The organism is Deltaproteobacteria bacterium, from assembly GCA_013151235.1.
In the GTDB taxonomy this organism is placed as follows: domain Bacteria; phylum CG2-30-53-67; class CG2-30-53-67; order CG2-30-53-67; family CG2-30-53-67; genus JAADIO01.
Genome location: JAADIO010000067.1, coordinates 18,335 through 31,205, shown reverse-complemented (window position 1 = coordinate 31,205; position 12,871 = coordinate 18,335). Strand labels below are relative to the sequence as shown.

General features: G+C 57.5%; 10 protein-coding genes. 9 read left to right on the top strand and 1 reads right to left on the bottom strand.

The features are described 5' to 3' along the window. Window positions 1–244: 244 nt before the first annotated feature. From mprF to GXP58_11870, 9 genes are all read left to right on the top strand, one after another. Complete coding sequence (mprF, locus tag GXP58_11910; protein NOY54299.1) at window positions 245–2,797, top strand: bifunctional lysylphosphatidylglycerol flippase/synthetase MprF; 2,553 nt, start codon at window positions 245–247, stop codon at window positions 2,795–2,797. 21 nt (window positions 2,798–2,818) lie between these two features. Then, a complete protein-coding gene (locus GXP58_11905; protein ID NOY54298.1) occupies window positions 2,819–3,460 on the top strand; it encodes an NAAT family transporter in 642 nt (213 codons plus the stop codon). A gap of 85 nt (window positions 3,461–3,545) precedes the next feature. Next, a complete protein-coding gene (locus GXP58_11900; GenBank protein NOY54297.1) occupies window positions 3,546–4,202 on the top strand; it encodes an RNA pseudouridine synthase in 657 nt (218 codons plus the stop codon). A gap of 251 nt (window positions 4,203–4,453) precedes the next feature. Next, window positions 4,454–5,788, top strand: coding sequence for an ammonium transporter (locus GXP58_11895; protein ID NOY54296.1), 1,335 nt, complete (start codon window positions 4,454–4,456; stop codon window positions 5,786–5,788). 244 nt (window positions 5,789–6,032) lie between these two features. Next, window positions 6,033–6,371 (top strand): P-II family nitrogen regulator, encoded by a 339-nt coding sequence (locus GXP58_11890; protein NOY54295.1) that lies wholly within the window; start codon window positions 6,033–6,035, stop codon window positions 6,369–6,371. Window positions 6,372–6,391: 20 nt separating this feature from the next. Further along, window positions 6,392–7,726 (top strand): ammonium transporter, encoded by a 1,335-nt coding sequence (locus tag GXP58_11885; GenBank protein NOY54294.1) that lies wholly within the window; start codon window positions 6,392–6,394, stop codon window positions 7,724–7,726. Window positions 7,727–7,829: 103 nt separating this feature from the next. Next, a complete protein-coding gene (locus GXP58_11880; protein NOY54293.1) occupies window positions 7,830–8,552 on the top strand; it encodes a hypothetical protein in 723 nt (240 codons plus the stop codon). Between the two features lie 37 nt (window positions 8,553–8,589). Then, window positions 8,590–10,176 carry a nif-specific transcriptional activator NifA gene (nifA, locus tag GXP58_11875; protein NOY54292.1) on the top strand — a complete coding sequence of 529 codons (1,587 nt, stop codon included), beginning with the start codon at window positions 8,590–8,592 and terminating at the stop codon, window positions 10,174–10,176. Window positions 10,177–10,355: 179 nt separating this feature from the next. Then, window positions 10,356–10,661 (top strand): hypothetical protein, encoded by a 306-nt coding sequence (locus tag GXP58_11870; protein ID NOY54291.1) that lies wholly within the window; start codon window positions 10,356–10,358, stop codon window positions 10,659–10,661. Between the two features lie 99 nt (window positions 10,662–10,760). Here the strand turns inward: GXP58_11870 and GXP58_11865 are convergent, their stop codons facing one another. Next, window positions 10,761–12,482, bottom strand: coding sequence for a glutamine--tRNA ligase/YqeY domain fusion protein (locus tag GXP58_11865; GenBank protein ID NOY54290.1), 1,722 nt, complete (start codon window positions 12,480–12,482; stop codon window positions 10,761–10,763). Window positions 12,483–12,871: the final 389 nt, after the last annotated feature.

Below are 12,871 nucleotides of genomic sequence, written 5' to 3'. Positions count from 1 at the left end.
CGATCTATCTTTGCCGCAAGTACAGCGAACGCAGTTTGAGTGAAATAGGAGATTTTTTTGGTGGGCTGACTGTTTCGGCGGTCAGCCAGACAGTGAGGCGTCTTGACGTTCTGCGGGCTACGGATAAACGGTTCGCCCGGCGGTTGAGAGTTCTTGAACGAATGGTGAAAATGTCAAATGTGTAGCTCTGACCCCAAACGAGGATCAAATGTGTAGCTCTGACCCCAAACGAGGATCCGGAAAGTTGATGTTCCGGGCTCTTCCGCCCCTGCTGGGCCTGCTGCTCTTTGGCGGGGCGCTCTGGGTGCTGCATCATGAGCTGGCATTATATCACTTGGGCGACATCATTCGCCATCTCAGGGAGATTTCGATTGAAGATTTATCGATTGCCTTTTTGCTGACCGTATTGAGCTACATTGTCATGTCCGGTTACGATCTGCTTGCCCTGCGCAGTATCGATCATCCGCTGCCGTATCGTCGGGTCGGCCTGGCCTCCTTTGTCGGATACGCCTTCAGCAACAACATGGGATTCGCACTGCTGGCCGGAGGTTCGGTGCGTTATGCCTTGTATTCCGCATGGGGATTGACGGCACTGGAAATCAGCAATGTAATCCTCTTTTGTACGCTCACCCTCTGGCTTGGTTTTTTCATTCTGAGCGGTGTGATCTTCCTGTGGGATCCTCTGCCCGTTCCCGCCGGGTTTCATCTTTGCTTTGCGACGGTTCGCCCCCTGGGGGTGTTGTTTCTCGGTTGCGTGTCGGTCTATCTGGTTGTGTGCATGATGCGCAGGAGACCGTTCACCATCCATCATTGGACTGTGAGTCTTCCGCGGCCGAGGCATCTGGTTCCCCAGGCGATGATCGCTTCGTTAGACTGGATCGTAGCGGGGAGTGTTTTTTACGTACTGTTGCCTTCTTCCTCATCTCTTTCCTTCGGTCTCTTCCTGGGCATTTTTCTCCTGGCGCAAGTTGCAGGTGTGGCAAGCCAACTCCCCGGAGGACTCGGCGTTTTTGAAACAACTGCTCTGCTTCTCCTGAAGCCCTATCTCCCGGTGCCGTCCGTTGTCGGAGCTTTGGTTGTTTTCCGGGGGATCTATTATCTCCTGCCGCTCCTCCTTGCAGCGGCCCTGCTCGGCGGTCGTGAACTTCTCCGGCACAGGAATAAGATAAAGAATATGGCACGTATGGCGGACAGTTGGGTCTCCGTTGCCGTTCCATGGCTGCTTGCGCTTGTCTCTTTCTGGGGTGGAATGATTCTTCTCTTTTCCGTTTCCACGCCGGTGGTTCATTGGAGGCTTGAATGGCTGAGGCGCTTTTTCCCTCCCGCAGTGACGGAACTTTCCCACTTCCTTGCCAGTCTTGTGGGGGCCGGTCTGCTCCTGCTGGCCCGGGGGTTGCAACGCCGTCTGGACGCGGCCTACCTCTTGACCGTTTTTTTACTGACAGCCGGGATTGTTTTTTCCCTGTTGAAGGGGCTGGACTATGAGGAAGCGGTACTCCTGGGCGTTATGCTTGCGACGCTCATCCCCTGCCGGAAATATTTCTACCGGCGGGCCTCCCTCCTGAGTCAGCGATTCACCCCCGGTTGGATCTTTGCCATCGGCCTGGTCCTGATCTCTTCGCTGTGGCTCGTTTTCTTTTCTTATAAACATGTGCAATATTCCAATGAACTCTGGTGGCAGTTTGCCATCAAGGCGGATGCGGCCCGATCCATCCGTGCCATGGTCGGTGTCCTCATCCTTGTCCTGCTTTTTTCCTTGGCAAAATTGCTTCGGCCCCGGGCTCCAGATACGTCAAGCCGGGAGAAAGGCGATATGGACCGGGTGGGTGATATTGTCAGGCAGTCGACCCGAACCTATGCCAATCTTGCCTTGTCGGGGGATAAGCGTATACTCTACAGCAGGAGCGGCAGCGCCTTTGTTATGTATGCCGTAAAAGGACGCAGCTGGGTCGCCATGGGGGACCCCGTCGGGCCGGAAGAGGAGTGGGGTGAGTTGATCTGGAAGTTCGGGGAGATGTGTGATCGTTACGGAGGATGGCCGGTCTTTTATGAGGTCGGGCAGGAACATCTGCACCTGTACGTTGATATCGGGCTGGCGCTCTTTAAACTTGGCGAGGAGGCGCGTGTACCGTTGCAGAATTTTTCCATGGAAGGACGAACGAGAAAGGGGCTTCGCTACGCTCTGCGCAGGTTGGAAAGAGACGGGTACTCCTTCGAGGTTGTCCATCCGGCGGAGGTCCCTGCCGTTCTGCCTTCCCTGCAGGTGATTTCGGATACCTGGCTTGCGGCGAAACATAGCCGCGAAAAAGGATTTTCCATGGGATTCTTTGATCCGGCCTATCTTAGGCACTTTCCCATCGGACTCGCCAAAAGGGCCGGGGAAATCTATGCCTTTGCAAATGTTCTGGAGGGGGCCTCCATGAGCGAACTCTCCGTCGATCTCATGAGGTACCGTCCGGAGGCGCCGGACGGTGTAATGGATTTTCTTTTTACGCATCTCATTCTTTGGGGGAAAGAGCGGGGTTTCCGATGGTTCAGTCTTGGGATGGCGCCTCTGTCCGGCATTTCGGACCATGCTTGCGCCCCGCTCTGGAACCGGATGGGGGCCTTCGCATTTCGGTATGGTTCGCATTTTTACAATTTTCAGGGGCTGCGCCGTTACAAGGATAAATTCGGCCCCGTCTGGCAGGCGAAATACCTTGCTTCCCCGCGCGGGGCCTCATTGCCGTCGATCCTTATAGATATTACCGCCCTCATTTCGGGACGAGGAGAACAGGAACGATCACCATCATCATGAGCATAAAGGAGGCTTCTGCGTATGCCGCTGCCATCAGAATACATGAAACTTGTCAAGGCCGTTATCGGCGTCGTGGCGATTGTAAATCCTTTGGGAGCCATCCCTGTTTTTCTTTCGTTGGCTGAAAGTAAATCCCGGAATGAACGCAGTCGTATCGCCCGTGTCGCCGCCATAGCCGTCGGTGTAATCCTGATACTCTCGGCATGGATCGGGGAGTTCATCCTGGCTTTTTTCGGAATCACCATATCGGCCCTTCGGATCGGCGGCGGGCTTCTGATTGTGCTGATGTCCATCGATATGCTGCACTCTCGCATGAGCGGCGCCCGTCATACCGATGAAGAGGCGGCAGAGGCCCAGGGCAAAGAAGATATCGCCGTGGTGCCGCTGGCCATACCGTTGATGGCCGGTCCGGGGGCAATCAGCCTGGTGATCGTAAACGCACATCAGGCAGGAACCTGGGAAGGCCGCCTGCTGTTCACCCTGGGGATCGCTGTTGTGTCAATTATCGTATGGGCCGTTTTGCACCTGGCGGATCCGCTGGGCAGGGCACTCGGCGTAACCGGGCTCAATATCGCGACGAGGATTATGGGCCTCCTGCTGGCGGCGATCGGCGTACAGTTTATTGTCATGGGCCTTCTGAAACTCTTCCCCGGCCTTGCCTGACGTATCACCGGAGAGAGTCCTTGCATGCGAAAAGCGCCCGACAAGTTCCTCTTGCAACCTGTTCCATGGGGTACTTATGAATCATCTGCAGGTCCTCTTCCTTGACAACCATCTTTTCATTGTCCACAAGCCGGCGGGGATGCTGGTGCAGGGGGACCGGACCGGGGACCGGACACTCCTGGATATGGCCCGTGCCTTCCTCAAGGAACGCTTTCACAAACCGGGCAATGTCTACCTTGCAATAGTTCACCGCCTGGACCGGCCGGTTTCGGGGGTTCTTCTCTTTGCCCGCACTTCGAAAGCGGCGGGGCGCCTGGCCGGACAGTTCCGGAACCGCCGGGTGAGAAAGATCTACCGGGCGATGGTCGAGGGAAAGGTTGCCGCCGGAGGAACCCTGACGCATCGCCTGCTCCGCAGGGAAGGACGAAGCGTGGTCGTGGAAGAGGGGGGGCGGGAGGCGAGGCTCCGGTTCCGGCGTCTCGGCTATGCAAAAGGGATCTCCCATATCGAGGTCGAGCTTCTTACCGGCAGGCACCACCAGATTCGGGTCCAGTTCGCTCATACCGGCCATCCCGTGATCGGGGATTTCCGGTACGGATCGAGGGTTCCCTTCGGTGACCGCGCCCTGGCCCTCCACGCCCGCTCCCTCACGATCCTTCACCCCACCCGCGGGGAGGAGATGATCTTCGTCGATGAACCCGGCCCGGAATGGACGCTTCCTGGTCTCCACCCGTCCTGCTGATCCTCTTTTTTCACCTGACCGGGAGTGGGATGCACAATTGTTGTGCAGTGTTCCCTCTCCGCCGTGGGCGGGATCTCCCTCCGCGTGCCTTCCTACCATTTTGTCCGGCAATGAAAAAACGATTCATTTCAGCAGGTTGCAGATTCGTTTTTGTCACTGCTTCCATTTTGTCTTCCTTTAGGCACAGGGATTGCTTTGATGGGTATGTGTCTTACTTTTTATATAAACCGTTTTTCAGAAAGGGAGATGAGATGAACGATTCGGAAATTTTCAGCCGTCTGCGGTGTGGCCGCCGCATCGGGAGGATGCTTTTGCACGTACCGGTTGCCATGGGGGCAGGTCTCGTCCTGCCGGCGTTGAGTTTTGCAGGTGAGAAGGCGGCCGCCGCTCCCGATCCCGGCGACACGGCCTGGATGATGGTCTCGACGGCTCTGGTCCTCCTGATGTTGCCGGGACTCGCCCTCTTCTACGGCGGGATGGTCCGGAAGAAGAATGTCCTTTCTTCCATGATGCACAGTTTCGTGGCGATGGCGGTGATCGGGCTGCAATGGGTCGTGATCGGATATACTCTCTCCTTCGGTCCGGATGTCGGGCACTTCGTCGGCGGTCTCGGTTCTGCCTTCCTGAAGGGAATCGGACCGGCCACGCTTCACGGGACCATTCCGCTCTATATATTTGTCATGTTCCAGGGGATGTTCGCGATTATTACGCCGGCCCTGATCAGCGGGGCCGTGGCGGAGCGGATGAAATTCTCCACCTACGTCGTCTTCATCCTGATCTGGTCCACGGTCGTTTATGATCCGATCGCCCACTGGGTCTGGGGGACGGGAGGCTGGCTTCTGAACCTCGGGGCGCTCGACTTCGCCGGAGGGACGGTGGTCCATGTCTCCTCCGGGATCTCCGCTCTGGCCGCGGTCGTGATCCTCGGAAGGCGGAAGGGCTTTTTGAAGACCGCCTTCTTTCCGCACAACCTGACCCTGACCCTCCTCGGCGCGGGCCTGCTCTGGTTCGGGTGGTTCGGTTTCAATGCCGGATCGGCCCTTGCCTCGAACGGGAGCGCGGCCCTGGCTTTCACGAACACCCAGATCGCAGCGGCGGCGGCCTCGCTCTCCTGGATGTTCACAGAGTGGCGGGTGCAGAAACAGCCGAGTGCTTTAGGCGCCGCCTCGGGGATCGTCGCAGGCCTGGTTGCGATCACCCCGGCCGCCGGTTTCGTCACGCCTCCCTGGGCGATCGTGATCGGGCTGGCCGCAGGGGTCATCTGCTACTTCGCCGTGATGCTGAAGTCCCGCGCAGGCTACGATGATTCCCTCGACGCCTTCGGTGTACACGGTGTGGGCGGTACATTCGGGGCGATCGCCACGGGTCTCTTCGCCACGGTCGGCGGGACGGGGCTGATCGGAGGAAACGGACGGCAGCTCCTCGTCCAGTTGACGGCGGTCGGGGCGACGGCCCTCTACGCGTTCGTCCTTACACTGGTGATCCTGTGGGTCCTGGACAAGACCATGGGGATCCGGGTCAGCGATGAAGAAGAGCTGAGAGGACTCGACGAGACACAGCACGGTGAGCATGGTTACCACGACTGACCGCCGGGAGGATGGATCCCTTACGATTTTGTCGTACCGGCCGACGGGATTGTCGTGTCTCCTTCAATCCCGTCGACCGGAACAGGATTGAATCAAGTCCGGCTGCCGTGAGATCTCCCTGTAAATGACCGTAAGAACAGGGTGTTACAAATTTATTTTTGGAAAATAGAGAAGCAGGGGGAGGTTGGCACTCCCCTTGCTTTGTTTTAAGATTGATTTGATCAAATCAGAAAGGAGTCAGGCAATGAAAAAAGTTGAATGCATTATTCAGCCGGGAAGATTGGACGAGGTACGTGAGGGATTGACCGATGCCGGAATCACCGGTCTGACGGTGACCGAAGTCAAGGGGTATGGCCGCCAGAAGGGGCATACCGAGGTTTACCGTGGGAGCGAGTACACCATCGATTTTATCCCGAAGATCAAGATCGAGGTGGTCGTTCCGAAGGACCGGGTTTCAGGCGTGATCGATACGGTCCTGGAAAAGGCCCGGTCCGGTCGAATAGGTGATGGAAAAATTTTTGTGATCCCCGTGGAGGAGACGGTCCGGATACGGACCGGCGAGCGGGGGCATGAGGCCGTGTAGGCCGGATAAGGAGACATGCAATGTTTCGCAGAGGATTGATGATTGCAGGGGTCGTTGTTCTTGCGCTGTCGCCGGCCGCCTTCGGCGCCGGTACGGCACACACCGTCGCGGGGAACACCGTGGCGATCGCGAAGGTGCAGCACCATCTCGATTTCGTCTGGACGCTGGTGGCGGCCTTCCTGGTCTTTTTCATGCAGGCGGGGTTCGCCATGGTGGAGACCGGTTTCACCCGGGCGAAGAATGCCGTCAATATCATAATGAAGAACCTGATGGACTTCTGCATGGGGAGTCTCGTCTACTGGGCGGTCGGTTTCGGGATCATGTTCGGTGTGACGAAAACCGGCTGGTTCGGAACGAGCGGATTCTTTCTCTCCGACTTTACCCGCGGGGGCGATCCCTGGACACTCGCCTTCTGGATGTTCCAGGTCGTCTTTGCAGCGACGGCGGCGACGATCGTCTCCGGGGCGATGGCGGAGCGGACGAAGTTCGTGGGGTACCTGATCTACAGCGCGGTGATCTCCGCCGTGATCTATCCCGTTTTCGGTTCCTGGGCCTGGGGCGGTCTCTTCCACGGCGGCGGGTGGCTGGAGAATCTCGGCTTCATCGATTTCGCGGGTTCCAGCGTCGTCCATTCGGTGGGCGGCTGGGCGGCCCTGGCAGGGGCGATCGTGCTCGGTCCCCGGATCGGGAAGTACACCTCCGACGGCAAGGCCCGCGCGATCCCGGGGCACAACATCCCCCTCGCGGCATTGGGTGTCTTTATACTCTGGTTCGGGTGGTTCGGGTTCAACCCCGGAAGCACGACGGCGGCGAACACCGACATCGCGGGGATCGCTGTCAACACGAACCTCGCTGCGGCGGCCGGGGCGGTCTCGGCGATGCTCACCGCATGGGTGATGTTCGGGAAGCCGGAGGCGAGCATGACGCTGAACGGCACCCTGGCCGGCCTGGTGGCGATTACGGCGGGCTGCGCCAACGTCTCGATTACGAGCGCCGTGCTGATCGGGCTGATCGCCGGGGTCCTTGTGGTCCTGTCGGTGGTCTTCATCGACCAGAAACTGAAGATCGACGATCCGGTCGGAGCGGTCTCCGTACACGGTGTCTGCGGTGCATGGGGGACACTGGCGGCGGGGCTCTTCAATGCCTCGGGGTTCTCGGTCAAGCTGGTCGGGGTGCAGTTGTTAGGGATCGGCGCCGACTTCCTCTGGGTCTTCCCGACCACCTTCATCCTCTTCAAGGTGATCGACATGACGATGGGGCTCCGGGTAACGGAAGAGGAAGAGAAGGACGGGCTCGACGTGGGTGAGCACGGCCTTGAGGCCTATTCGAACTTCAGCCTCACGGGGCTGCAATAGAAATCTGGATGGGGGCCGGGCGGGTGTCCCGGCCCCCTGAATCCGAACATGGAAAAGGGGAACAGGAATGGAACGACGAATCTTCTCATGGATGATTTTATCTATGCTCACGGGTTTACTCATCGCCGGTCCTGCTTCGGCCGGAGAGATCAAGGCTGATGTCAACGCCGATGTATCGGTCCTGACCGACTACGTCTGGCGGGGTCAGAATTACGGGAAAGACGGCGTGGTCCAGCCGAACTTCTCCATTGATTTTGAAAACGGTTTATCTCTCGGTTTCTGGTCGAACTACAACATGGACGAGGACCGTTATGCCAATAACCACCTCGTCAACGAGATCGACTATACGCTCGACTACTCGTTCAAGGCGGGGATCTTCGGCCTCTCCGCGGGGTATATCTTCTACGACTTTCCCCGCGGCGGGGGGCATACCGAGGAGGTCTACGGCGGGGTCTCCCTCGACGCCCCCCTCTCGCCGAGCCTGACCCTCTACCGAGACGTGGACGCCATCGACGGTACCTACATATCCTTCGCTGTCGGTCATGATTTCGAATTGAACGACCGGGCGACCCTTTCCCTTTTCGGTTCCCTCGGCTGGGGCAACAGGGCCTACCACAAGGGCTATTTTGGAGTTGAGAAGAGTTCGCTGAGTGACTACAACATAGGCGCCGCCCTCGCCTGTGCGGTAACGAAGAAGATCACGGTGACGCCGCAGGTTTACTATTCCAATTTTGTGAACAGTGATATCGCCGACGCCGCAGAGGCCGGTTTCTACGAGAATGACGGCAATCTCTATGGCGGTGTGAACGTGAGCTATTCCTTCTGAGAAAAGTTGCGGGGCGGGAAAGGGGCCGCGGATGATCATGAAGACGGAAAGGGGGCGCACGCACAGTGGCCCGGACGGAAGCAGGAAGGTGCTGGAGCTGACCACGCTCTACGAGATCAGCAAGCTCGTCTCGACCACGTTCGACCTCGACCGTGTGGCCGCGGCGACACTGAAACTCCTCTCCGACTTTCTCGGTCTCAATCGCGGGACCCTGACCCTCCTCGACGGGGAGACGGGAAGACTGGTGATCCGGGCCGCCTACGGGATGACCCGGGACGAGATGGAGAAAGGGAATTACCGGATCGGCGAAGGGGTGACGGGAAAGGTCGTGAAGACCGGGGTTCCCATGATCGTGCCGAAGATCGGCGCCGAACCGATGTTCCTCGACCGGACCGGTTCGCGGAGCCGGCTCAACCAGGACGAGATATCCTTTCTTTCGGTGCCGATCAAACTCGATGGAAAGGTGATCGGGGTCCTGAGCGTGGACCATCTTTTTTCTCACAGCGCCTCCTTCGACCGGGAGATCCGTTTCCTGACGATCGTGGCCGGGACCTTCGCCCAGGCGGTCCGGATCCAGCGGATGGTGGAGGCGGAGAAGGCCGCCCTGAAGGAAGAAAACAGATCCCTCCGGACGCAGCTTGCCGGCAGGTACCGTTTCGAGAATATCATCGGCGAGTCCGACCGGATGCAGGAGGTCTTCGAGGCGGTCGGGCAGGTAAGCCGGAGTAACGCCACGGTGATGCTCCGGGGAGAGAGCGGGACCGGGAAGGAGCTGATCGCCCGGGCGATTCACTATAACAGCCTCCGGAGCGGGGGTCCCTTCGTGAAGCTCAACTGCGCGGCCCTGCCGGAAACCCTGCTGGAGACGGAACTCTTCGGTCATGAAAAGGGGGCCTTTACCGGCGCCGAGCGTCAGAGGCCGGGGCGTTTTGAACTGGCCTCCGGCGGGACCCTCTTCCTCGACGAGATCGGAGAGGTTCCACCCTCCTTCCAGGTCAAACTGCTCCGTGTCCTCCAGGAGCGTGAATTCGAACGTGTAGGGGGGACGGAGACCCTGGCGGTCGATGTCCGGATCATCGTTGCGACCAACCGTGACCTGGAGAAGGCCGTAAGTGAAGGGAAATTCCGGGAGGACCTTTACTACCGGTTGAACGTGATCCCCATATTCCTTCCCAGCCTGCGGGAACGTCGTGAGGATCTGCCGCTGCTGATCGAGCACTTCCTCCGCCGTTTCAACGAGGAGAATGGTAAGGATGTGAGTATACCACCGGCTATCATGAGGGTCCTTATGGAGCATCCCTGGCCGGGGAATGTCCGGGCGCTGGAAAATTATATCGAACGGATGGTCGTCATGGCGCGTGGAAACGAAGCCCGCCTGGAGGACCTTCCCGCTTATGTCCGGGAGGGGATCTCCTTTGCATCTCCCGAGGCGCCGGGAAAGGGACGAAAGGAAGACGGAGAGAACCTTTCCATCCTTGAAGAAATGGAAAGGAGGCGCCTTCTCGCAACCCTGAAAGAGGCGGGATGGGTCCAGGCCCGGGCGGCACGTGTCCTCGGAATTACGCCGCGACAGGTGGGATACAAGATCAAAAAGTATGGGATTTCACCAAGGGAGCAATCCTGATATTATCCTCTTTTATAGAGGGATGAATGGCTCTACACCGATTTCATATTAATTCGATATGTAAAGTAAATGTCAAATATTCCTCTTTGTCATTATTGACAGTTCTGGGGTTCAAACGTAAAATTGTAATAGAACAGTTACATTTATGCTTCTGGATTCTACGATGGAGGTTGGGCCTTATGAGCAAACTCAATTGTTGGGAGTTCAAGGAATGCGGACGGGAGCCGGGAGGGGCCAATGTCTCTAAATCAGGAGAATGTCCTGCAGCAATGGAGAAAAGGCTTGACGGTATCCACGATGGGATCAAGGGGGGGCGGTCCTGCTGGGTTCTTGCCGGGACGATGTGTGGGGGTGAGACCCAGGGGACCTTCGCGAAGAAGTTTGATAATTGCCGGGAGTGTAACTTTTACAAGAAAGTCAAAGAGGAAGAGGGGGTGGACTATCAGTTTGCCGCCACCCTCCTGGCGACTCTGAGGGGAGAATAGAGGAAAGGGCTTCGTCACCCGTAAAGGGCGAGGCTGCCCCGGGCACAAAGGTGAAAACCGGGCCGCTGGAATACTTACAGCAGGAGAACTCTATGTTATTTACTGCTTTGAACCTCTTTTTCTGATCCTGGCCCATGTATCACGCAGGGTGACCGTACGATTCAGTACGATATGATCATTGCCCGAATCCTTTGAATCGACACAGAAATAGCCGAGACGTTCCAGTTGGAACGTCTTCCCTTTCTCCATTGTCGTTACCGACGGTTCCATCCGGCATTCCCGCAGGATTTCCTTTGAGCCTGGATTGAGACAGTCGAGAAAATTCTTGCCTTCTTCTCCCCGGTCGGGATCGGCTTCGCTGAACAGATGATCATAGAGCCGGACTTCGGCGGAGACGGCGTGGACGGCCGAGACCCAGTGGAGGGTTGCTTTGACCTTTCGGCCATCCGGTGCATCCCCCCCCCGGGTTTCCGGGTCGTAGGTGCAGTGAATTTCGATGATTTCCCCCGTTTTTTCATCCTTTACCAGGTCGACGCAGGTGATGAAGTAGGCATAACGGAGCCGTACCTCGCGTCCCGGCGCCAGTCGGTAGAATTTTTTCGGTGGATCTTCCATAAAATCGTCTTTTTCAATGTAAACGACCCGGGAGAAGGGGACCTTCCGGGTTCCTGCGGAGGGATCTTCAGGATTGTTGACGGCGTCCAGTTCATCCACCTTTCCTTCAGGATAGTTGTCGATGACGACCTTCAGCGGATGGATGACCCCCATGGCGCGTCGGGCTCTCTTGTTCAGATCCTCCCGTAGGCAATGCTCCAGCAGGGCAATGTCGACCGTGCTTGCCTTTTTGGCGACACCGATCCGTGTACAGAAATTCCGGATGGCGTCGGGGGTATAGCCGCGGCGCCGGAGTCCCGAAAGGGTCGGCATCCTCGGGTCGTCCCAGCCCTCCACATGTCCTTCCTCGACAAGTCGCAGCAACTTCCGTTTGCTCATTACGGTGTGGGTGAGATTGAGCCGTGCAAATTCAATCTGTCGCGGGTGATGGATCTTCAGCGCATCGAGGAACCAGTCGTAGAGGGGGCGGTGATCCTCGAATTCGAGGGTGCAGATGGAGTGGGTGATCCCTTCGATGGAATCGGACTGACCGTGGGCGAAGTCGTACATGGGGTAGATGCACCACTTGTGCCCGGTCCGATGATGGGGGGCGTGGAGGACCCGGTAGAGGACGGGGTCCCGCATGTTCAGATTCGGGTGGGCCATATCGATTTTTGCCCGGAGGACCCGGCTTCCGTCGGGGAATTCCCCTTGTCGCATCCGTTCGAAAAGATCAAGGTTCTCTTCCACGCTCCGGTTTCGGTGGGGGCTTTCCCGCCCCGCTTCGAAGGGGGTGCCGCGGTATTCCCGAATTTCCTCCGGCGTCAGGTCGTCTACGTAGGCCTTCTCCTCCCGGATTAACCGGCATGCGAATTCGTAGAGCCGGTCAAAATAGTCGGAGGCGTAGTATTCCCGGCCTCCCCAGTCAAATCCGAGCCAGCGGAGATCCTCACGGATTGCTTCGATGTACTCCGCTTCCTCTCTGGCGGGATTGGTGTCGTCGAAACGGAGATTACACAGCCCCCCGTCATATTCCGCTGCGATCCCGAAATTGAGGCAGATCGACTTGGCATGCCCGATGTGCAGATACCCGTTCGGCTCCGGCGGGAAACGGGTATGGACGGGACCGTCAAACCGGCCCTCCCGGAGGTCCTGCGCAATAATCGTTCGAATAAAGTCTGATGAAGTTTTCGGTTCCAATGGAGGCATCTTGTTCCGTCCTTCCATGAAATTACTTTGTGTGGGCCTGTCCGACTGGAAGGAGAGTAGTATAAGAGGCGGTGAAAATCAAGGAGAAGAAACGTTTTATTCTTTCCCTCGCTGGAGGTGATTCCGGTTGACGTAAAGGGACGGGTGGTGCTATTTTATGTTCAAGTTCCAGACTTTTTATTCCGACAAAAGAACAGTACAATTCGTTACGGATATTTGCAGGAGAGGTCGATCGGTTCTCCGGTCTTTGCTCTTCTTTTCTTTTTCCCACCGGTCCATTAACATTGATGAAGTCGTAAAAAGTCCACCTGCCCCTTCGATGGCTTCGGCAAGCTCACCATGCTCGGAAGCCTGTCGAACCATGAACGGAACCCGGAGAATGGCTTTTTACGAGACCATTAACATTA